The 22,868-nt window shown below is 49.8% G+C and carries 20 protein-coding genes; 14 read left to right on the top strand and 6 right to left on the bottom strand.

Features of this window, described 5'->3' with window-relative positions; all coding sequences use genetic code 11:
* Positions 1-48 precede the first annotated feature (48 nt).
* The 6 genes from rplQ (at position 49) to prfA (ending at position 3,918) form a co-directional block, all read left to right on the top strand.
* The gene (gene rplQ, locus AC286M_RS34110) at positions 49-399 is read left to right on the top strand and encodes a 50S ribosomal protein L17 (RefSeq protein ID WP_488208632.1); all 351 of its coding nucleotides are present in this window, start codon (positions 49-51) and stop codon (positions 397-399) included.
* A gap of 40 nt (positions 400-439) precedes the next feature.
* Positions 440-1,300, top strand: a complete 861-nt coding sequence (gene truA, locus AC286M_RS34105) for a tRNA pseudouridine(38-40) synthase TruA (RefSeq protein ID WP_488208631.1) — start codon at positions 440-442, stop codon at positions 1,298-1,300.
* A 127-nt stretch (positions 1,301-1,427) separates the two neighbouring features.
* On the top strand, positions 1,428-1,883 hold the full coding sequence (gene rplM, locus AC286M_RS34100) for a 50S ribosomal protein L13 (RefSeq protein WP_488208630.1): 456 nt from the start codon (positions 1,428-1,430) through the stop codon (positions 1,881-1,883).
* Complete coding sequence (rpsI, locus tag AC286M_RS34095; protein WP_488208629.1) at positions 1,883-2,296, top strand: 30S ribosomal protein S9; 414 nt, start codon at positions 1,883-1,885, stop codon at positions 2,294-2,296. Before rplM ends, rpsI begins: the two co-directional genes overlap by 1 nt.
* 97 nt (positions 2,297-2,393) lie before the next feature.
* Positions 2,394-2,630 (top strand): 50S ribosomal protein L31, encoded by a 237-nt coding sequence (gene rpmE, locus AC286M_RS34090; protein ID WP_488208628.1) that lies wholly within the window; start codon positions 2,394-2,396, stop codon positions 2,628-2,630.
* Between the two features lie 178 nt (positions 2,631-2,808).
* Positions 2,809-3,918: a peptide chain release factor 1 gene (prfA, locus tag AC286M_RS34085; RefSeq protein WP_488208627.1), complete on the top strand. Its 1,110-nt coding sequence runs from the start codon at positions 2,809-2,811 to the stop codon at positions 3,916-3,918.
* A gap of 98 nt (positions 3,919-4,016) precedes the next feature.
* Here prfA and AC286M_RS34080 read toward each other — a convergent pair whose 3' ends face one another.
* The 4 genes from AC286M_RS34080 to AC286M_RS34065 form a co-directional block, all read right to left on the bottom strand.
* Positions 4,017-4,388 (bottom strand): hypothetical protein, encoded by a 372-nt coding sequence (locus AC286M_RS34080; protein WP_488208626.1) that lies wholly within the window; start codon positions 4,386-4,388, stop codon positions 4,017-4,019.
* A 186-nt stretch (positions 4,389-4,574) separates the two neighbouring features.
* Positions 4,575-5,483 (bottom strand): ABC transporter permease, encoded by a 909-nt coding sequence (locus AC286M_RS34075; RefSeq protein WP_488208625.1) that lies wholly within the window; start codon positions 5,481-5,483, stop codon positions 4,575-4,577.
* Between the two features lie 86 nt (positions 5,484-5,569).
* A complete protein-coding gene (locus AC286M_RS34070) occupies positions 5,570-6,592 on the bottom strand; it encodes an ABC transporter ATP-binding protein (protein WP_488208624.1) in 1,023 nt (340 codons plus the stop codon).
* A gap of 83 nt (positions 6,593-6,675) precedes the next feature.
* Positions 6,676-7,389, bottom strand: a complete 714-nt coding sequence (locus AC286M_RS34065) for a DUF4079 domain-containing protein (protein ID WP_488208623.1) — start codon at positions 7,387-7,389, stop codon at positions 6,676-6,678.
* Positions 7,390-7,997: 608 nt separating this feature from the next.
* Between AC286M_RS34065 and AC286M_RS34060 the strand changes: the two genes are divergently transcribed.
* On the top strand, positions 7,998-10,307 hold the full coding sequence (locus AC286M_RS34060) for a glycosyltransferase family 2 protein (protein ID WP_488208622.1): 2,310 nt from the start codon (positions 7,998-8,000) through the stop codon (positions 10,305-10,307).
* Positions 10,308-10,597: 290 nt separating this feature from the next.
* On the top strand, positions 10,598-11,680 hold the full coding sequence (psbA, locus tag AC286M_RS34055) for a photosystem II reaction center subunit D1 (RefSeq protein ID WP_488208621.1): 1,083 nt from the start codon (positions 10,598-10,600) through the stop codon (positions 11,678-11,680).
* An 80-nt stretch (positions 11,681-11,760) separates the two neighbouring features.
* On the opposite strand, the gene AC286M_RS34050 is transcribed toward psbA, so the two are convergent.
* Entirely contained in the window at positions 11,761-13,335 is a 1,575-nt protein-coding gene (locus AC286M_RS34050; protein ID WP_488208620.1) for a glycosyltransferase family 39 protein, read from the bottom strand.
* 63 nt (positions 13,336-13,398) lie between these two features.
* On the bottom strand, positions 13,399-13,974 hold the full coding sequence (locus AC286M_RS34045) for an AAA family ATPase (RefSeq protein WP_488208619.1): 576 nt from the start codon (positions 13,972-13,974) through the stop codon (positions 13,399-13,401).
* A gap of 128 nt (positions 13,975-14,102) precedes the next feature.
* Here AC286M_RS34045 and AC286M_RS34040 point away from each other — a divergent pair, with 128 nt between their 5' ends.
* From AC286M_RS34040 to AC286M_RS34015, 6 genes are all read left to right on the top strand, one after another.
* Positions 14,103-15,512 (top strand): protein kinase domain-containing protein, encoded by a 1,410-nt coding sequence (locus AC286M_RS34040; protein WP_488208618.1) that lies wholly within the window; start codon positions 14,103-14,105, stop codon positions 15,510-15,512.
* A 100-nt stretch (positions 15,513-15,612) separates the two neighbouring features.
* Positions 15,613-17,187 carry a hypothetical protein gene (locus AC286M_RS34035; RefSeq protein ID WP_488208617.1) on the top strand — a complete coding sequence of 525 codons (1,575 nt, stop codon included), beginning with the start codon at positions 15,613-15,615 and terminating at the stop codon, positions 17,185-17,187.
* A 58-nt stretch (positions 17,188-17,245) separates the two neighbouring features.
* On the top strand, positions 17,246-17,557 hold the full coding sequence (locus AC286M_RS34030; protein WP_488208616.1) for a ssr2422 family thylakoid membrane protein: 312 nt from the start codon (positions 17,246-17,248) through the stop codon (positions 17,555-17,557).
* 123 nt (positions 17,558-17,680) lie between these two features.
* Complete coding sequence (locus AC286M_RS34025) at positions 17,681-19,645, top strand: lipase family protein (RefSeq protein WP_488208615.1); 1,965 nt, start codon at positions 17,681-17,683, stop codon at positions 19,643-19,645.
* A gap of 166 nt (positions 19,646-19,811) precedes the next feature.
* Positions 19,812-21,032 carry a glycosyltransferase family 4 protein gene (locus tag AC286M_RS34020; RefSeq protein WP_488208614.1) on the top strand — a complete coding sequence of 407 codons (1,221 nt, stop codon included), beginning with the start codon at positions 19,812-19,814 and terminating at the stop codon, positions 21,030-21,032.
* Between the two features lie 157 nt (positions 21,033-21,189).
* Positions 21,190-22,848 carry a glycosyltransferase family 39 protein gene (locus tag AC286M_RS34015; protein WP_488208613.1) on the top strand — a complete coding sequence of 553 codons (1,659 nt, stop codon included), beginning with the start codon at positions 21,190-21,192 and terminating at the stop codon, positions 22,846-22,848.
* The last annotated feature ends 20 nt before the right edge of the window (positions 22,849-22,868 follow it).

Here is a 22,868-nt window from a genome sequence, read left to right as displayed (position 1 = left end):
CATTTTCCACTGTCGTAAAGCTATAGAACTTGCAAGGAAGTAGAAATTATGCGTCACCGCTGTCGTGTTCCTCAGTTGGGACGGCCTGCAGATCAGCGTCGGGCACTCCTGAGGTCTCTTACAACTGAATTGATTCGTAATGGTCGTATTACGACAACCAAGGTACGAGCTAAAGCTGTTAGATCTGAGGCTGAGCGAATTATCACTTTAGCCAAGGATGGTTCTCTAAGCGCTCGACGTGCTGCGTTGGGATATTTGTATGACAAACAACTAGTTCATGCGTTATTTGAACAAGTTGGTAGTCGCTATGGCGATCGCAACGGTGGATATACCCGTATCCTCCGAACGGTTCGTCGCCGGGGGGACAACGCTGAGATGGCAATTATTGAGCTGACTTAACGTTTCAGCTTTTACTAGTGCTGCTTGGCTTTGATTTCCTATGACTCTGCTAACTAACTCCAACACGCTGGTCGCAGACGTCAATAATTTAGACCATTCTCGTATTAGCACCCGCCGAATTGCACTAGTAGTTCAGTATAACGGTGCTAATTTTCATGGCTGGCAACGGCAACCTAATCATCGAACTGTACAGGCAGAAATAGAATCTCTCCTTGAGGAAATTCTAGGTGCTCGTACAGTTGTCTACGCTGCGGGACGAACTGATACAGGGGTGCATGCAGCTGCACAGGTGGCGCATTTTGACACTTCGTCTTTAGTCCCTCCCCACCGCTGGGCAAGTATCTTAAATCGACGATTACCGTCTGATGTGGTGGTGCGTGCATCGGCTGAAGTTCCTCATTATTGGCACGCTCAGTTTTCGGCCCTATGGCGTCGTTATCGCTATATGATCTATACTGATAAACTGCCCAATGTGTTTGTGCAGCATCTTGCCTGGCACTATTATTCAGCGCCACTCGATGCCAACAACATGCAAGCGGCTTTGAAGCCTTTGGCTGGCAGACATGATTTATCGGCGTTTCGTCGTGCTGGTTCTAAGCGAGTCCACTCTTGGGTTGATATTCAAGCTGCTGAGTGTTGGCGTCAAGGAGCGTTTGTAACCGTTGAAATCCAAGCCAATGGGTTTCTATATGGGATGATTCGCTTGATTATGGGGCTGTTAGTGGAAGTGGGAATCGGAGATTATTCTCCTGAATACTTCACCGATCTTTGGCAAATGAAACGGCGAGATTTAGTTAAGTCAGCTGCTCCATCACACGGCCTGTGTTTGCTGCGAGTCGGTTATGCTGAATTTCCTTTTTCTAAGTCAGTTTGGTTTGATGCGCAGCCCCAGTTTCAGTAAGCCTCTAGAATCTGGCTTGTAATGCCATGCTGCTTGATCTATTTGCTTGAGTTTGGTCTAGTACGTGATTGAAGTATAGATGCTGCTCTTGCATTCCTCTAGTTTGTTGTTCCTTTGTAAACCTACTATGACTAAGACATATACACCTCCTGTAAATTCGGTCGAGCAGAAATGGTATGTAGTGGATGCAGCCGACCAAAGACTGGGACGGCTGGCCACTGAGATCGCGAATGTTCTGCGAGGCAAGAATAAGCCTGAGTACACTCCGCATATGGATGTTGGTGATTTTGTTGTTGTAATCAATGCCGAGAAGGTTGTTGTGACGGGTCGGAAGCCTTCACAGAAGCTGTATCGTCGCCATTCAGGTCGCCCGGGCGGGATGAAAACTGAGACCTTCCAACACCTGCAATCTCGTATTCCTGAGCGAATTATTGAGCAAGCTGTAAAAGGCATGCTGCCCAAGAATTCACTGGGACGTAAGTTGTTCACAAAGCTTAAGGTGTATGCTGGTTCATCTCACCCGCATGCCGCACAAAAGCCTGAAGTACTCGCAGTTCAAACTATTCCTGGAGGACAGAAGTAATGCAAGCTACAGCTAATAGCGATCGCGTAATGTACTGGGGAACTGGACGGCGCAAATCGTCCGTGGCGCGTGTCCGTCTAGTACCTGGTAGCGGCAATTTAGTTATTAATGGCCGCCCTGGCGATAATTATCTCCAGTACAATGCGGCGTATCTTGCTTCTGCTAAAGCTCCGCTGGAGACGCTAGGCTTAGAGGGGGAGTATGATGTGCTGGTCAACGTCAATGGTGGCGGTCTGACCGGACAGGCTGATGCTATTCGTTTGGGCGTAGCTCGTGCGCTTTGTCAGCTTGATCCTGCAAACCGTAAGCCCTTAAAAATTGAGGGATACCTGACTCGCGATCCCCGAGCCAAAGAACGTAAGAAGTATGGTTTGAGAAAGGCTCGTAAAGCGCCTCAATACTCAAAGCGTTAATGCGATCGCAGCTTGTTTACGCAGCTTAAGTTACTCAAATCAATTAAGTTGTTAGTTTTCTATCAAAATCCGTTAAAAGATTGCTGGAGGAATAATCATGCCAAAGCCAGATATTCATCCTCAGTGGTATCCTGAGGCAAAGGTTTACTGCAATGGCGAAGTCGTCATGACCGTTGGTTCAACTCAACCTGAAATTCATGTTGACGTTTGGTCTGGAAACCATCCGTTTTATACAGGCACCCAAAAGATCATTGACACTGAGGGACGGGTTGAACGTTTCTTGAGAAAATACGGCATGATCGATGCCGAACAGTCTAATACTGAATCAGAATAGTAATAGTTGCTGATGCTTCTAAAGCTTTCAGTTTAGTATTGACTTAAGTGATGTTGGCTAGTTTGTTGGGTCACATCACTTTTACTGATTCGCTGCATACAGCTTTGAGAGAGGTCGTGTATCGGAAGTAGCAGGTCAGTAACTGTAACGAATTGAACTTTCTCGCTTCCGTGTTTTTATGGCTGAAACGTACCTGCTCGATAAACTCAACTCGGTAGAGCAAACTTTTCAAGAGTTGACTCGCCGCTTAGCTGATCCGGATGTTGCTACGGATCCAGTTGAGTTGCAGCGTGTAGCAAAGGCTCGTTCTTCTTTAGAAGAAACGGTGATGACGTTTCGTACCTGGAAGGAAAAGAAAGAAGAACTATCTGGAGCAAAGCAGGTTTTGAAAGAGTCTGCCAGCGATCCAGAGCTGCGCGAGATGGCCAGCCTAGAAGTACAAGAGCTAGAGGCTGAGTTAGAGCGGTTAGAAGAACGCTTAAAAGTTCTGTTGCTGCCTCGCGATCCCAACGATGATAAGAACATCATGCTAGAAATTCGCGCTGGAACTGGGGGGGATGAAGCCTCCATTTGGGCGGGTGATTTGCTGCGGATGTATTCTCGATATGCTGAAGGGCACGGCTGGAAGGTCAAACTGGTTAGCGAATCTGTTGCGGACATGGGTGGATTTAAAGAAGTAATTCTTGAAATCCAAGGCGATCAAGTCTACAGCGAGCTAAAGTTTGAGGCTGGCGTTCATCGCGTTCAGCGCGTACCGGTGACGGAAGCCGGAGGACGAGTTCACACGTCTACTGCGACCGTTGCGGTAATGCCTGAAGTAGACGACGTGGAAGTAGAGATCGATTCGAAAGATATCGAAGTCTCAACGGCTCGTTCTGGCGGAGCGGGTGGACAGAACGTAAACAAGGTTGAAACAGCAGTGGACTTGTTCCATAAGCCGACAGGTATTCGTATTTTTTGTACAGAAGAGCGATCGCAGCTGCAAAACCGAGAACGAGCTATGCAGATCCTGCGAGCTAAGCTGTATGAAATGAAGCTGCGTGAACAGCAGAAAGCGGTTACGTCGATGCGGCGTTCTCAGGTTGGGACAGGGGCCCGCTCTGAGAAAATTCGCACCTATAACTACAAAGATAATCGCGTTACCGATCATCGTCTTCAGCAAAACTTTTCTCTAACTCCGGTACTAGAAGGAGATCTGGAGGAAATTATTCAATCTTGTATTACTCAGGATCAGCAAGAACAGCTTGAAAAACTAGCGGCAGATTCATCTGAGACGGTTTCGATTTAAGTTAGCTGTTGGCATACTGAAAATTAAGTAAAAGATAGAGGCGGGTGGTATGGTAGCACCCGCCTCTATCTTTTTATTGCATTGGAACCCTAGTCACTTTATTCTGCTGGTGAAGCTTCTTCATTTTCAGCATCATCATCAGAGCTACTACCATTTAGACGTTCTTCGCGCAGTCTAAAAAACTCGGTGGCAGCATCACCCATGCGTTCTTGTTGCCGAAGCTGATACTGCTCCATCGTTGTGCCATTGGATAAATTGAAGCGATGAAAGAAATCCATAGCGTCGCCAATACCAGCTTCGCCACCGGAGAAGACGCCATCAGGGCTGTCTTGAGTTCCAAGTCCTTCCAAGGGATCAATATCAGATGCGGTTTGCGCTGCAATCGGAAGCGATACCCCAATCGCTAGCGAACCGACGCTGACAAGAGCAGCAATATTCCGAGCTAACCGTGATGTGTGGATTTTCAACATATTAAAGACTCCTCACCCAAGCTGAAGCAAGTAATTTGAAAAGGATAGAGATGACATCAATAGTAAAGTACAGCTGCACTTTACTATCTATGGTAGCAGTGACGAAGTTTTGAGTAATTTGCTCCCAGTGTAACACTGGATTCTAACTGCGCTGGTGCAGACAATTTGTGTTGAAGCTTTGGCGACTTATGCCATTCGTCGACGGAGTAAGGGCTGGATGAGGGTAAGTGCGATCGCACTAAATCCTACCAAGATTGCTAGTGCTACTCCCATCGTGACTGACCCAAAAGGAGCCTGTAGAACAACGCTACCTAACGACCAGTCGCTGTGCAGATATACATAGCGAATTGGCTCAATGGCATAGGTGAGAGGATTCAAGCTGGCGACGAACTGTAACCATTGGGGCATAAAGGATAGAGGTACTAGGGCTGTACTGGAAAATAGTAGCGGTAGGTTGGTCACAAAAATGACGGCGATCAGTTCAATGTGACCTGGTAAAGCAAAGGACAAGCCTAAACTTAAAGCTGTGACACCCAATACCAGTAGCATGACGATCCCTACAACTAGGGCTAGACCCAGGGGATCGGGCAGTCCTGCACCTAGGAGAGCGCTCATGGCGATAATGGCGGCGGTTTGAATTAAGCTCATGACCGCGATAAAAATGGCTGAGGCGAAAACAATTGAAAAGCGGGATGCTAGTGGTGCTACGAGCAGTCGGTTGAGAAAGCCAAATTCGCGATCGAACATGACGGGCAGACCTGCATTAAGTGCGCCACCGAAAGCGGTGAAAACGATAATGCCTGCACCTAAAAACTGGCCGTAGTTTTGACTCTCACCAAAGAGTCCCTGCGGTACGTTTTGAAATAGCGCGCCGAATAGAATCAGCCACATTAGCGGCTGCACAACGCCAGCGATCAAGGTTGATGGCCGCCGCTGGAGCTGAATAAATAAGCGCTTAGTCAGCGCAGCCGTTTCTTGAAAGAAGTCGCCGGAAAATAGGCCAGTGGATTTTTGGGATGTCGCTTCAGTCTGCTTCCACTGGCGGATTTGGGGATTGTCGATTTTAGATTTGGATGGAGTAACCGTGCTACTCATGGCAGATCCTCGTTACGTCTTGCTGATTTGGCAGGAGTTGACTGTAGAGATTAAAAGCGGTGGGCAGTGCCCACCCGACAAGAGTTTTAAGTTCCTTTCATAGCTTGCTTTCGCTCGGCCTTCAGGTCACGCTGACCAGATGCAGCGAGTTCGGCGTCGTTAATCGTGCGACCCGTTGCGGCTAGGTAAACATCATCTAGGCTGGGGCGGGATTGAGAGATCCCAAAGGTAGGCAGGCCAGCAGCCTGTAGCTTTTGCTGAATGGTGATTAGTGCATCGTCTTGCGGCGTGACGACTAAATTAATGGAGTTGCCTTGAGCCTCATTGACGATCACTTCTTGCACAAAGGGCAAATCATTCAAAATCCTTTTTGCCTGCGCCACTTCTTCGTCGGGCGTAAATTCGCGAATCCGGAGCGTTACCCGATCGCCGCCCACTTGATCTTTCAATTCAGACGGTGTACCCGATGCAATGACGATCCCCTTATCAATAATTGCCACACGATCAGCCAAGATATCGACTTCTTCTAAATAATGACTCGTAATTAATACAGTTGTGCCGTTGTCTCGTAGCTGCCGCAAGAAACTCCAGACGGCTGAACGGCTTTCGATATCTAGACCAACAGTGGGTTCATCCAGCACTAGCACATCCGGCTGATGCAGCATGCCGGCAGCGAGATCTAAGCGCTTGCGAATTCCGCCAGAATAGTTGCCTGTTTTCTTATCGGCCCAGTCGCCAATTTCCAGCAGGTCAATCAGCTGATTAATGCGATCGCGCATAAGAGATTTGGGCAGATGATACAGAGCGGCCTGAAGTTCTAATAACTCGCGCCCAGTCAATACCTTATCGAGCGCAACTTCTTGGGCCACATAGCCCAACCGCTGCCGCGCAAAGGTGGGATTCTCTAGGACAGATACCCCAGACACTTCGATGCGACCTGCATCCGGTGTCGCTAACGTGCAAAGACACCGAATTGTGGTGGTTTTTCCGGCACCATTGGGGCCGAGCAGGCCAAAGATTTCACCCGGTTCGATTTGAAGAGATACGTCTCGAACAGCCTGCACCGTTCCATAGCTCTTCTGGAGATTTTCGATTACAACCGCTGCCATAGAAAACGACAAACTCGTTTTATACTTACAGGTTTATTCTAGGTAATCATGCGCAATCTTGCCGGGAAGAAAACACTAAACCTTTAAGACTCTCCATTCGACGCAGGGTCTGGGCAGGTTTGATTGGCAAAATCGCATCGATAAATGTGTTGTTCTTGCCAACTGAGCGGAATCTCCAACAAGTCGCGAGTACCCGTGATGCCCTGACCCAGGAAGAACAAGAGCGCGATGCTATTGAGGATGATGTGGGTGCGACGCCATGATTTGGAGCGATAGATTTCTGGCAGGATGGCGACTGAGACAATCATCAACGTGGCGGCAATCATGCCGTAGTAATAGTGGGAAACCTGCCACTCATAGCCCCGACGAAATACGCCATCCTGGCAGCCCAAAATAATCAGTCCAGCGGTGGTCAATGCGGCAAAAACGGCTCGCCAGAGCTTGGCCTGTGCCCGATAGAGCAGTGCCATACAGGCGATGGTTGCCACAAACATCAGCGCAATAAACGCTACCTGAAACGGCCCTTCCGTCCATAGATTATTGCGGATGATGTTTTTGAAGATGGGATAGGCCAAACCTATTAGCGCTAAACCGACAACGGCTCCAGCCAGCCAACGACCGATCTGGACATGCTCACGTCCAACAACGGGTGGAATTTTGCTTTTCTCTTTGGCCTCAGCTTGTAAACGGCGTTGACGGGTCTGCCAGGCAAAGTAGCTGGTGATGCCAATTAGGGGAAAGACCAGAATAACTGCGATCGCAGGATGAAGTAATCGGAGCCAATCAACTGTAGTCATAAATCAACCTTTAACGCTTGTTGTTTACCATAAACGCGGTTGTCACTGGACTGGATGATTTTTAGTTCAGAACTGGGCAACAATTTTTTCAGCAAATTCTCAGATAAATCTCAGTTTGTTGTGGTGACTATAAATCAGGAAAGCAAGGTGTGGATAATCCGCGTTGAATTAGTCTGCTAAAAGAATAAGGGATTGTACAGTTTTTTGTTGATCGTTGTTCGGATTCAGCTCTAATCCAAGAATTTGCTCTGAATAAAGATATTTGTGGCAAAGGTGGAGCTAGGAAACCGATTTGCTTTTTACAGCGTAGACGTATTGAAGAAAATAACAGTGGATAGTTGAACCGCGTATGTTAAGTATCTATGACTATCAATAGATTGACGAGGTTAGTTTGAGTCGTTAAAAAAACATCTGAAGCAATAAAAACGCGATCGCGGTCGAATTCTACTGTCTTTATTTAAACGAAATAGGGCAGCAAATACTTATCACTGCATTATTCAACGCGACTGAGTGATATGTCATTATTCCTGATGGTTTCACCATGCCATTGATTGTTCTTCCGTAACTGATGAAACCTCTATAGGCTGGGCTGTTTGTCATAGGAAATCATGACTTTTCTAGAAAAACTGGAACGCGATCGCGTTCCTCAAACCAAGCGGCGTCCGAGTGGCATCTTGGGTATTCCCATTGCTACGGCTGTCATGGTCGCCATTGTTTTAGTTTCAGGTGCGGTGGTCATAGCTTGGTTTGCCGGAGAAGGGCGAATCAACGCCATTTTTAACCAAATTAATATGCTCCAGCAGCAACCGCCTATCTGGCTAGAGGTGCCGATGATGACCACCAGCTATTTGCTAGCTCCTATGGTAGTGCTGTTTTTGGTGGCCTTTGCGATTACTAAAATTTCACCCGAACCGCGCCCTTGGTCGCGGTTTATCGTGGTGTCGATTTTGTTGCTGCTGGTCGGTCGCTATCTGCTGTGGCGATCGCTGTCAACATTGAATCTGGATACGCCATTAAATGGTGTTTTCAGCTTAGGTCTGTTTGCAATGGAACTGCTGGGGCTGACGGGCAGCATCATCCAGCTTGTGCTGATCCTGCGTGCCCGCGATCGCCACCGCCAAGCAGACGAAATGGCGGTTGCCGTTGCGGAAAGTACCTACTTGCCGTCGGTTGATGTACTGATTCCCACCTATGATGAGCCTGCGTTTATCCTGCGCCGCACCATCATTGGCTGTCAGGCGATGGACTACCCCAGCAAAACGGTTTACCTGCTGGACGATACCCGTCGGCCTGAAATTCGATCCTTGGCGCAGGAACTGGGCTGCCATTATGTCACCCGTCCGAATAATGACCATGCCAAAGCGGGCAATCTTAACCATGCGATCGCACAAACGCAGGGTGAACTGATTGCCTCATTTGATGCTGACTTTGTGCCGACGCGCAACTTCCTCAAGCGCACGGTTGGTTTCTTTCAGACTACGAATACAGCCTTAGTGCAAACCCCACAGAGCTTCTATAACCCCGATCCGATTGCCCGCAATCTGGGTTTGGAAGACATTCTGACCCCGGATGAAGAGGTGTTTTATCGCCAAATTCAACCGATGCGAGATGGAGCAGGCAGTGTGGTTTGCTCAGGTACCTCGTTTGTGGTGCGCCGCAGTGCGCTACAGGCCGCAGGCGGATTTGTCACAGATTCGATCAGCGAAGACTACTTTACAGCCGTTCAACTGGCCGCCAAAGGATATGACATTATTTACCTGGACGAAAAGCTGAGTGCGGGATTAGCGGCTGAAAGTATTGCTGCTTATGCTGTGCAGCGTTTACGTTGGGCGCGAGGTACGCTACAGTCCTTTTTTATTGACTCCAACCCGCTTACGATTCCAGGTTTAACGCTGATGCAGCGGCTAGGCCATTTTGAGGGCATTCTGCACTGGTTTACCAGCCTATCGCGAATTGTGTTCCTACTCATGCCGCTGGCCTATTCATTTCTTGGCGTCATTCCGATTCGGGCGTCCATCACGGAATTACTGTACTTTTTCTTGCCCTACTATTTAGTGCAGATTACGGTATTCGCTTGGCTGAATCGCCATTCCCGCTCAGCCCTGCTTTCAGATGTTTACTCGCTCGTTCTGGTGTTTCCGCTGGCGATCACCGTATTACAAGCCATGTTTCTGCCGTTTTATGGAGGTGGGTTCAAAGTCACGCCCAAAGGCAGCGCTAGCGATCGCTTTAACTTCAACTGGAAACTCGCTTGGCCGTTGGTGATTACGTTTGTCCTGACGGCCTTTAGCCTGTGGCGCAACTTGGGCATGTGTATGGTCAAGGGCAACTGGCTGACGACGGTGCCGCCCGAAATGGCAGCGCAGATTCGCGGCATGGGAGTTGGCTGGATCTGGAGCGCTTACAACCTCTTAATGCTAGGCATCACGCTGATCATTCTGCTGGATACTCCGCTCTTGGATGTCTATACTTGGTTCGACTTACGGCGAGTGGTGCGGCTCTGGATTGTCGATGCGGTCGGCGAATTGTCTGATCAAACCTGGTGGGGCATCACCACGATGATTTCTGAAACAGGCGCGCAAATCGCCGTCACTCAGGGCGGCTTACCCCGGCTGTCGAGAGGTGAAACGTTGCCCGTTGAGCTGGAAATTGTTGAGGAACAGCTTCACCTACAGGGAACATTGGTTGGTGATGGTATGGATGGCGAATTTCCCTGTGTTCAAGTTTCGTTTGCACCTTACAGCCTTGAGCATCAGCGACGTCTCGTCGAAACGCTCTACTGTCGTCCGGGCCAGTGGAAGCGCTGGAAAACTCCTGGTGAACTTCAGTCACTCTGGCTGATGCTGCGCATTCTGTTTCGTGCCCGTATTCTGACCCGTAACACTCAGGTTAAGGTGACGACTGTGGCTAAAACATAGCCGTTGCGAGTTTGAGTGCAAAACCTTCTTTACATTCTTCACAGAATTTTGCTCCCCCGGCTCCCCTGCCCCCAGGCCTGTAATATTCTGCACAGCATTCGTAACTCAGCGTTTGCAGGCTTTTCGCTTTAACCATCCCCAACTTATTCCCTCTATCGATAGAACTTATCTAATATTCCTTTACAAACCGCAATAATTTCGTTAATGTAAGTACATACATAACAAAGCCGTTCGTCTTTTACAGATGAGCGCATTCACTCAAACAACGTAGATAACGGACTTATTTCACTATGACGACTACCTTACAGCAGCGCAGTAGCGCCAACCTGTGGGAGCGGTTCTGTCAGTGGGTAACCAGCACCGATAACCGCCTCTATGTAGGCTGGTTCGGCGTGTTGATGATCCCCACCCTGTTAACCGCGACCACCTGCTTCGTGATTGCATTTATTGCAGCACCCCCCGTTGATATCGACGGCATCCGTGAGCCCGTAGCTGGCTCCCTGATGTACGGCAACAACATCATCTCCGGTGCTGTTGTTCCTTCTTCCAATGCTATCGGTCTGCACTTCTACCCCATCTGGGAAGCCGCTTCCCTTGATGAGTGGTTGTACAACGGTGGCCCGTACCAGTTGGTAATTTTCCACTTCCTCATTGGCGTCTTCTGCTACATGGGACGTGAGTGGGAACTCTCTTACCGTCTGGGCATGCGTCCTTGGATTGCAGTCGCCTACTCTGCACCGGTTGCAGCAGCATCTGCAGTCTTCTTGATTTACCCCCTGGGCCAAGGCTCCTTCTCTGATGGTATGCCTCTGGGAATCAGCGGTACCTTCAACTTCATGTTCGTGTTCCAAGCTGAGCACAACATCTTGATGCACCCCTTCCACATGCTCGGTGTGGCAGGCGTCTTCGGCGGCAGCTTGTTCTCCGCGATGCACGGTTCTTTGGTGACCAGCTCTCTGGTACGTGAGACTACCGAGACCGAGTCTCAGAACTACGGCTACAAGTTCGGTCAAGAAGAAGAGACCTACAACATCGTGGCAGCCCACGGCTACTTCGGTCGGCTCATCTTCCAATATGCGAGCTTCAACAACAGCCGTTCCTTGCACTTCTTCCTAGCTGCATGGCCCGTGGTGGGCATCTGGTTCACGGCGTTGGGCATCAGCACGATGGCCTTCAACCTGAACGGCTTCAACTTCAACCAGTCCATCATCGACTCTCAGGGTCGTGTGATTGGCACCTGGGCGGATGTGATCAACCGGGCGAACCTGGGTATGGAAGTGATGCACGAGCGCAATGCTCACAACTTCCCGCTCGACCTGGCGTCTGTTGATGCACAGCCTGTCGCTCTTCAAGCGCCTGCCATCAACGGCTAATTGCACCCAGTGCATTCGTGCTTGAATGAATAGCGAAAAGCGCCCCTCGCATTGCGAGGGACGCTTTTTTATTGCTCAGGTTATTTTGGAAGCACGCGCCATAGTTCATAAACATTGGGTGCTTCTACGATTTCAAACGGCACTCCATTTTGCTCAAGCGTTGCAAATATTTGACCATCGTTCTGATGGGTTAGGAAAATATCCGTATCGGTCGGTAAGGCGGGCAAAATAGCGGCATCTAATAGAAGAACTGAAGCATCAGAATCTAATCGGTGGCTGAGTGAAATGGTGTTGCCAACCGCAGTATCTCCTCTGGGAATGAGTACCAACGGTTGGTTTGACTGATTAATAACACCTGCAATGCCAGCATTCGGGTAGCTCACAACTTTGCTCCACCAGGTGGGAGAACGTGCGATCGCAATATTTGAAACTACACCTACCGTAATCAATCCGACTAAAACGATTTGCCCCAACCGCTGTCGTGCTTGAGCTTTGGTGCTTAGCAACCAACTCGCGCCAAACGCGAGTGCGATCTGCATAGCTAATAGGCTTGGGAAAAAGTAGCGCGTCATGCTAGACACGCGTCCCCCGCGCAGTACATCTGGCAGGATGAGGCACAGAGCGGGAATGACGGCCAGCGTAATTAAGAACCAAGCCGCCGATCGATCAGCGCGACGCCAGGTGATGTACAAACTGCCAATCAATAGCGCCAGCGCCAGTGCGATAACGACGTGATTGAGCGGATGATCGAACGGCAAGCCTACATCAAACCAGACTGAGCTGAAGTGTAATCCCCAAATTTTGCTGAGGAATGATAGCGGGGCTGGAACTTGCGTCCATTGGGTGACCCGTTCCAGGTTGTTAGACTGGGTTTGCATGACGAGGAGCCAGGGGCTAAACAGCCCTATTGAGCTAATTCCAGCCAGTAGGAAATTGCGCCATTGAGCCCATCCCGACCAGCGCTGCGTGATTAGGATGAAGAGGCCATGCGCGATCGCAACGGCTCCCGTGAGTAATGTGGTATACAATCCGGTCGCGAGGGCAAGAGCGTATATGCTCCAACTGCGCCAATTGGGTTGCTTGACAGCTTGCATCAGCGTGATGCTGGCTAGCAAAATGGTGGCGACCCACAGGCTATATTCCCGTGCTTCTTGAGCATAGAGGAGATGAACTGGCGAGACGGCGAGCAGTGCGATCGCAATCCAGCCAACTTGAGCGGATTGGAACAGTGTCCAGCACAGCCAGTACATCAGGGGAAAGGCCAACAGGCTAAACAGCACCGATAAACTACGAATTGCGGTGATGGAGTCACCTGCCACGGCCACCCAACCCCGCAGCAGGAGATAGTACAGTGGCGGATGTTCGGGATGGCTGACGAGTGCGGTCATCGTATCAGCCAGCGTTTTGTCGGGGGATAGTCGCTGGAGTTGTAGCAGGTCATCCACCCGGACGGGCTCTCCCGTTAATGCCACGGCTTCAATATCGGCTTGGCTGTAGCCCAACACTCGAATGGAGGTGAAGACCTCGTCGTGCCAGTAGACCTTCTGCTCCAGATTGATGCACCGTACTGCAATGCCGAACACCAGCAAAAGTGCGATCGCAACTTTCCACCGTGGTTGAACTGGGTTAAACCCTCGCATAAACGTCAGACGCATGAATCTGTCCCGCATGACAACAGGGCAACGGTAACGTGTTTTCGGCCAACGTAGCGTATTGCGTCACTCATTATGTTGAGTAAACATGCGATCGCAGATAAACCGCACATCTTCTACAGTGGGAACCTGCTGACTTCCAATTTGGACGAGCCTGGACAACCCTTCATCTAGGTTTGGTGGCGCGCCCCAGAGCTGACGCTGCATTTTAAGAATGACGGCTTCGGGCACAGTGCGATCGCGCTGTTGATTGCGGGCAAGGCAGAGGGCTAATGGTGTATCAATCCACATGCCAGTGACCATTTGAAAGCCAACCTGATAGGCCAGTTGAGTGACTAAGCGGCGCTGCTTCCGAGCGGCATTGGTCGCGTCGTAGATGGCATAGCGAGACTGGCCTGATTGTATGAGCTGCACGGCCTGCTGAAACTGCTGCTCGACTGCTCTCCATACGACAGGCCACGCTCCTTGAACCGCCTCATTGCCAAAACAGGTGGCCCGAATCCGATCGGTTGAAATCAGGATCGCTGGCGCGTCGGGCTGCTGCTGCGAAAATTGCTGGAGAGCCTGCGCCCAAGTGGACTTGCCGCTGCCCGGTAGGCCGATGAGTAGGATGAGCTGTGACTCAGATTGCTCAGGTTTCATCTGTAAAGTTGCTATCTGTTGCAAGCCTAGCGGCTGATTGCTGGTTAGCAGGATACTTTAAAGACACAGCCTGAATGATTGAGGAGTTTCTAAACGTTACTCCTCTCACCTTACGTCCCTCGCTTGCCATGACCTACTGTTTATTACCCGGATGCTTTCAGCCGGAAAACCCGGATGAGGCCCAGTATTGTCGCACCTGCGGCACAAAACTGTGGCTGAAGGATCGGTATCGTCCGGTGCGGGTAATTGGCCAGGGTGGATTTGGCCGTACGTTTTTGGCCGTGGATGAAGATTTGCCGTCTCATCCTCACTGCGTAATTAAACAGTTGTGTCTCCAAAATTTTCAGGCGAGCAGTAACCAGAAGGCAATGGAGCTGTTTTATCGAGAAGCGGAACAGCTCGACCGCTTGGGTGCTCACGCCCAGATTCCGAAACTATTGGCCTACTGTGAACAAAATCGACTGCTGTATCTGGTGCAGGAGTGGATTGACGGCCAAAATTTGAAGGAAGAATTGCAGGCACAAGGCGCATTTTCCGAGGCTCAAATTTGGGAACTGTTGAAGTCATTACTGCCCGTGCTGCAGTTTATTCATCAGCAGCAGGTGGTGCATCGCGATATCAAACCCGCCAATATTATGCGGCGACAGTGCGATCGCAGTTTAATCCTGATCGACTTTGGTATTGCCAAAGTGATCACCGCTGATCAGCCGACGTTGACCGGAACCGTAGTCGGCAGCCCCGAATATATGGCTCCTGAACAGCAGCGGGGCAAGAGCTTACCCGCGAGTGATTTGTACAGCTTGGGTTCGACCTGCCTACACCTGCTCACCCAGCAGTCGCCGTTTGAACTCTATGATGTCAACTGCGATCGCTGGCAGTGGCACAAGTATTTACCGTCGCATCAAGGCGTTAGCAATGGCTTGACTCATATTCTAGAAAAGCTGACGCATCCCTCGCTCAGCCAGCGCTACCAATCGGTGCAGGAGGTGCTGCTGGATGTCAAACGCTACGGACGGTCTGCTGTGTCGCGGGTGGCAGTCACGCCAGTGGCTCAGTTACCGACATCGCAAGCTGGAATTGCCACGGCTTTACCCACCGTTGTGCCACCGCCAAAGCTGAATTACAAGGCGCTGCAAAAGGCTCTCACTGCCAATAACTGGGAACAAGCCGATCTGGAAACGCTGAATTTGCTATGTGAAGCCACAAATTGCCGTCCGGCACAGGGTTTGACAGTAGATGATGTGAATCGCATTCCCTGCGGTGTGTTGGAAAAGCTGGACTGGTTATGGACACGCTACAGTCGGCAGCAGTTCGGCTTTAGCCCACAAGTGCGGATCTACATTACGCTGGGCGAGGATTATCATCGTTTCTGTGAGCAGGTGGGCTGGCCCGTTGCTTCGACGCGCACACCCTATCTTCAGTTTGATCGCAAAGCTCCTGCGGGGCATTTACCCTCGCGCAACTGGGCAGGTGGCTATCACTGGTGGCAGCATATGCAGTGGATGTGCGATCGCTTTAAAAAATGCCATCTTTTGTAAAGGTTTCAGACAAAGTCGCTTTTTAGGGTTGGGATTATCCAGATTAGAAGGGGAACTTTAGAACAAGAAAATAGACCGTCGTTCTTCCCCTAACAAGATTATGGCTACTGAAAAATCCACGCTCCTCAATCAGGCTCAACAAGGCGACATTGAAGCAATTTCAATCCTAATTGACCAAACACTTCAGATTGAGGATGCCGTAATCAAGGTTAGCGTTAAAGAACAAGGCGTACACCTCAAACTAGAGGCGGATTCTGTACTAGATCAATCCGCTATTATGCTGCAACTGAACAGGCTGTTTACAGAACTGCAAATTGATTCAGTGCAGCAGATCAAAGTATATGCCTGGATTACGGGTGAAGATTTTCCAGTCTGGCATGCGGAACAGTCGATTCAAGTCAAGAAGCAAAATGAAGGCGAGAACGCAAACATTGATGTTGCATCAGATCAGCCTCAGGCTGAAACCGATGAACCTGAGCCTCAACAAAATAGACGGAGGGGTGCGCGGATAGGGGGAATGCTTGGTGCTGTAAGAAACGTTGCAACTCAAAGTAGTGGTGCGATCTCAAAAACGGTAGTAGGAACGGCAACGACGGTTGGCAACACAGCGATTCAAGGTGGACAAGCTATCGCTGGAACAACAAATTTATTGAGTAATTCGCCTCATCAGCTTGCAGGCAGCCTAGGCTATGTTGTGGAACTAGTGCAAAACAGTCCTCAACTTCAGTCACTCACGAAAGCCGTCAATCTTGACTGGTTGCTGCCCATTTTAGATAAAGTTGATGTCGTCAAAGCTGAAACAGCAGTTAGAAAGCTTCAAAAGAAATATCCCAACGAATCTCCCCGCGAAATCGCCCATCGAATCATGATGGAGAAAGTGCTGTATGTCGGTGGTTCCGGCATGGCAAGCAGTATGGTACCAGGTTTTGCCGCAGCGATGTTTGCCGTTGATTTAGCTGCAACAACTGCGATTCAAGCTGAAATGGGCTATCAAATTGCTGCCGCCTATGGATTAGATTTGCATGATCCAGCCCGAAAAGGTGAAATTCTAGCCATTTTTGGTTTGTCGTTTGGTAGCAGCTATGCGCTCAAAACAGGATTTAGTTTGTTACGAAACCTCCCTGTTGCAGGCGCTGTTGTTGGTGCAAGTACTAACGCCGTAGCACTTTATACCGTTGGCTATGCAGCTTGCCATTTTTATGAGTCCAAAGTTGATCCATCAACTTCAAATAGGGAAGCAATAGTTGAAGCTCAGGCAGAAACTGAGGAATTTTTGAAAACTGCGATCGCACAGCAGATCATCATGGATCAAATCCTGGCCCATGTCGTGATTGCAGGGCAACCGGAGCAATCTTGGGAGAACATCGCACCGGAATTAGAACGGCTCAACTTTAGTCCAGCTTCAATTCAGGTGATTGAGCGGCAACATACGACACCAACACCGCTGGAGCAGCTTCTCGCCCAAGTGAATCAAGATTTTGCGATTCCACTGCTGGCCCAGTGCCAAAAAATTGCTGAAGCTGACGGCATTGTCACCGAAGAGGAATCGGCTGTAATTGCAACGATTACGCAGGCACTAACCTCTAATAATGCTGTCACGGAGAAAACACAAGCGGCTGAAGATGCGGTCAAATCGTTGAAACGGGGGCTGTTCCGCTTTGGTCGCAAACAGTAGTTCTTAATCAAGATCAGGCACAATAGAGGCAAGTCGTGTTTTGGGTCTTGATTGAGCCATGCAAGCAGATGAAATGTCCAATGATTTTCAGCAGCAGGTGCTCTCAGAGCTGAAACAGATCAATCGACAAATGGATCAATTCAATCAGCGACTCGATCGCTTAGAAACAGACGTTGAAAAGATCGAAAGTGACGTTGAAAAGATCGACTTTAAATTCGACACCTATCAAAAAGCATCGGATCAAGTGGTTCGATTAGCCACCACGATTGTGATTGCTGCCGCCTCAGTTGTGATTTTGTCGCCCGTCCTGCAAGCCGTCGCGCCTGCAATTAATGCTCTCATCAGTGGCGCATCAGCCGGTAACAGTTAACACCAACAGCGAAGCGTAACACACCAATACAAAACCGTTCTCATCGGCTGATTTCTTCAGTAGCATAAGGCATCTGGAGCATCTACTTGCTCATTGCAGCCCCTTTTGCAGATGAGTTTCACCATGAATATTTTGCGACGTTCGACCTGGATTGCTTTATTTCTAGGGTTTGTCGTTCCCGTTGGTTTGGATATTGGCGTGAAGGCTGGAAGTGCGATCGCAGTTTCCTCCTCAAATCCAACACATCCTGATATTGAGCAGATTGCGTTACTGCCCAAGGTGGAAACGTTAAACCTGGCTCAGGCAAGGAATTCTACAGATCCCTTACGCACGATTCAGATTGCAGCCTATTGGGGCATTGCGGTAGGCGCAATTTCGTTTGCAGGCATCTTTGGCATTGCAGTGCTGCGCTATCAGCGGCAGGGTCGCTGGCAGCGGGCCGAATTGGCGCGGCAGACTATTCATGAGTTCTGCCAAAAAGAGTCAACCCAGCGCGTATTGTCCATTCTCGATTTTGAAGAATATCGGGATTTGCGGGTAGAGCTGCCCGTGACAGGTGAGACGGTGGTGTTCGAGGCGACGGATACTCGTTTGCGCCACGCGCTGCGGCGGCACGGCGAAATGGTGAAGCTGAAGCGGGGCTTTAATCAAATTCTGGATGTCTATCTCGATGTCGAACAGGCCCAGACCCAAGAGAAATTTATGGATCTGGATCTAGCGGAGGCGATTCGGCGCTTTCAGCAAGACTTCCAGATTGAAATGGTGTTGCGGGACTGGTTTGATGAGTTTCTAGACGGGCTGGAACACCTCAACTCCATGATTGAGGCGAAGCTTGTCAGTGCAAAAGATTTCGAACCGTATATCCGCAACTGGATTCGGCTGATTGCCGATCGCAGTTTTCGGCGATTTGATGGTTCTAGCTTTTACGATCAGCTCTTCCTCTATATTTTTCATTCCCAATACAAAGGGGTGCAAGCGCTCTGCAAGCGCTATGGTTATACCATCATTCCCCCACCCTACGAAGCCGACGACTTTCATCAGTTCAGCAACCGTAAACCACCGCTGCCGGGATACGACACGCGAGTTGCGATCGCACTGGCCAAAGCGGCCTACCTAGTCTACGAACACGAGCATTTTATCGAAGACATGGTGCGCTACTGGGTCAAACCCACTCACTATCCGGACTATCGTCGAATTGATGACGATAAGGAGTTTGTCCTGGCAGTGATGCGCTACAACGCACAGATGAAGTCCGAAAAAGCCCAGGCCAATATTCAATTTCAGTTTTTTGACAGTCGCGATCGCGATACTCAGGCATTTGTCTTTCGGCTGGATCACCGCATCATCCTGGCCTTTCGTGGCACACAGCAATTGCGGGACTGGCTCACCAATGCCGATGTTGTGCAGGCCAATCTGCAAAGTTTTGGCAACTTAGACGCCATTAAGCTCGGACAAGTGCACAACGGCTTTCAAAGCGGCTGGCGCAGCATTTATCGGCAAGTCTCAAAAACGCTGCAAAAGTGGTGTGAAGCCGAACCCGGAACCAATATGGAAGTCTGGGTTACAGGACACAGCCTCGGCGGGGCATTAGCGACACTAGCCGCCACCAGTCTCAAAGAACAGGGCATTCCAGTCACCAAACTGTATACATTTGGTCAACCGCGCACCGGAAACGGCATTTTCCTTGACTATTTCAACACCAGCTTAGGCTTTAAAGAGCAAGCTTTTCGCTTCGTGAATAATACGGATATTGTGCCTCGTGTGCCGCTGCGGGCGCTGTCACGTCGATTTTGGTTTGCCCCCTGGAATCTGCGATCGCTGTATGGACATGGCGGAACGCTGAAATACTTCAATTTTCGTGGTCGGCTGTGGCACAACAGCACCTTTGTCGCGCGAGTGTTTGATGTCCTTCTGGGCAGTATGGCTGGAATTGGCCAGCCAAGCTGGGACTTTTTGGCTGATCACAGCATGGAGCTCTATCTGATGCATTTGCAAGATGCCCTGAAGCGTGAAGAAGAAGCTGCAGAACGAATTCGGTGTGAAACCGAAATGGAGATCACTCGCCAGCAAATGAAGGCGCAAGCGTAATTCTGCTGATGATCAGAGGGTTCTTCAAAGAGAATTCATCCCTCCTTTACGTTTATTCAACACAATATTTTTATCCTGTAAGCCCGAATGGCTGAGTTTTACCATTTTGGGATCGGGTTTGTATGGTAGAGGTGCGCACTCTGCCAGCAATATCCATTAACGTTTTATGATTGTTGCCTACCTGATCAATCAGTATCCCAAGGTCAGCCATAGCTTTATCCGACGAGAGATTGCAGGGGTCGAATCTCACGGCGTTACCGTCAAGCGGTACTCCATCCGTTCCTGCGCGGCTGAACTGGTTGATCCAGACGACTTACAGGAATTAGAGCGGACGCACATGCTGCTGGCAGAAGGCGCTGTGCGGTTACTGCTGAGCTTTGTCCTGGTTGGTCTGACCCGTTTTCCTCAGTGGCTGAATGCGTTAAAAATGACGATTCAACTGGGTATTCGCCACTCCGAACGAGGGATTGTACGCCATCTCGCTTATTTAGTTGAAGCCTGTCGGCTGGTGCAGTTATTTAAGCAAGCCAATGTGGATCATGTTCACTGCCACTTTGGTACGAATCCAGCCACGGTCGCGATGCTGTGTCGAATGCTGGGTGGCCCCACCTATAGCTTCACGGTACATGGGCCGGAGGAGTTTGATCATCCCTATGAGTTGGGGCTCACAGAAAAGATTCAGCGTTCAGCGTTTGTGGTTGCGATCTCATCGTTTGGACGTAGCCAGCTGTATCGGTGGTGTGACTATGCCGACTGGCCCAAAATTCAAGTGGTGCGCTGTGGGATAGATGCCAGTTTTGCCCAAGCGGGATTAACGAACGTTCCTGACCAGCCCAACTTCGTTTGTGTGGGACGGCTCTGTGAACAAAAAGGGCAGATTTTGTTGATTGAAGCCGTTAAGCAGTTGGTTGAAGATGGGCATCAGTTACACCTCACGCTGGTCGGTGACGGCGATATGCGCCCCCAAATCGCATCGCTGATTCGGCAGTATGGTTTGAACGAATATGTCACGATTACGGGCTGGGCCTCTGGCGCGGAAGTTCGCCAGCAGCTCATCAATGCGCGGGCAATGGTGTTGCCCAGCTTCGCAGAAGGACTACCCGTCGTGATTATGGAAGCACTGGCTTTGGGGCGTCCAGTGATTAGCACCTATGTGGCCGGGATTCCAGAACTAGTTGAACCCGGCGCAAACGGTTGGCTAGTCGTTGCTGGATCAGTGAAAGACCTCACGCAGGCAATGCAATCGGCGCTTGATTTCTCACCCGCCCAACTCCAGCAAATGGGTAAAGTGGGTGCTGCCCGAGTCAATCAGGCTCATAGCGTGACGGTAGAATCAGGGCGTCTAGTTTCGCTATTTGAAGCGACGGCTGGTGAACGCAGTGGCTGAACCACCAAGCAGCCAGTGACGAATCATAGACGAATCATAGATAACGATTAAGGCGGAATCATCTAGGCCAAAATCACCGTGTTTCCAGTGTTTTGCATCAACGTATTTTAATTTATCCCAGATTTTAAGCTATTCCTTTAAGCAGTTATTGAGCGTTATGAGTGCATCCTTATCTCGTAAATCCAAATTGCCAGATCAGGTCAATCTTCAGGCTAGCTGGATTCCGTTAGCCGTTGTTATGTTAATTGCGATCGCACTTCGGTTTTACCAACTCGGTGCTGAAAGCTTGTGGATCGACGAAATGCTGAGTATCGAGGATGCAGAGGTGTTTACCTGGTCAGATCCCGGTATTCGGCCACTGTATTATTTCTTACTCCAGCAGTGGATGGCCCTTGGCAGCAGTGATGTCTGGCTGCGCAGTCTAGCCGTCTTGTTTGACTTGGGTAGTGTTGTCCTGATCTATCAGCTTGGGCAGTACGTTCTGAATCGCACGACCGGAACGTTGGCTGCTCTGATTTATTCGATTTCGCCCATTTTCATCAACCATGCTCAAGAGATCCGGATGTACAGTTTAAGTACATTCCTCTGTTTAGCGGGGACGCTGGTACTGGCTCACGGGCTAGAGCAGCCTCAGCCTAAGCATATCGTTGGCTGGATTGTCTTACGATTACTGGCCATTTTGACCTTCCCCCTGAACCTAATGATCCTGCTGGCAGATGCCATGTTGCTGGTGTGGCGATTTCGCGATCGCAAACGGTTGCTGATGGGATTCGGTATTGGTTTGGTCATTCTCGGCCTGCTGTGGATTCCATTTATTCCAATTTTGTTAGAAGCGCTCGAAAAGTTTTCCGCCAGTTGGTCCGCAGGACTACCGCCGCCGGATCCGTTCGATATTATGGCAAAACTGACCAACTTCACGACATTCTGGCCGTCTAGCGCTTTGGTGGAACCACTCAGCCTTAAATTAGCCTATGCAGTTTATACCGTTGGTCTAACAGCTGTTCTAGGCTACGGATTGCTGAATCGGCGACGGTATTCTAATCGCCTAGTTTGGATTATTGTCTGGGCAATTGTGCCCCTGCTGCCCATTTTGATTAAATCCTGGGTTTCCAGTTCGCTGTGGGTTGCTCGCTACCTCATTTTCACGGCCCCTTACTCCATCATTTTGCTCGTCCACGGTTTTCTGGGCATTCTAAATCACAAAAAGTGGTTAGGTATCGCGTTAGCTTTTACCTACGGCGTCGCGATAATTGGCAGCCTCGGGTTTTACTATCAAGCTACATATCGAGATAACTGGCAGGCAGCAGCGGCGATCATTGAACAAAATGAACAGCCTGGAGATGTCGTAGGCCAGTTTGCCGATATTCCCAGGGCCGATATGGGGCTGTTGCGCTACTACGAAGGTGACAGTCCAGCCTACTTTATTAGACACTCTTCTGCAAACCCCGTGGAACCAGAAGAACCGCTGTCAGAGATGACTGAGCAAGAACGGCTCCAGTGGAATCACATGCTGCTGGAGCGAAAGGCGGATATTCTGAGCAGCGGAGAGCTACCCAAAGAGGCGGATTTACCAGAAAATACTCAGCTTGAGGACAGCGAAATTGAAGCAGCACTGTCCGTACAGAACTGGCCTCAGGTTGACTCGCGTCTCTGGTTTGTCTGCCGAGACTGTGCAGATACAGAAGAGCGCGATCGCATCTTGAGCAGAATTATGGATCAGCCGTTTGAAATTGACCAGGAGACACGTGTTTCAAACGGCATGGATTATGAGATGCCGCTAGATGTGATGCTCGTCACGCCTAAATCATCGCCATAAAACATATACAACCATGTCCA

The sequence above is a fragment of the Thainema salinarum CENA647 genome (genome assembly GCF_057732415.1).
This window is presented reverse-complemented; position numbering and strand designations above follow the sequence as displayed.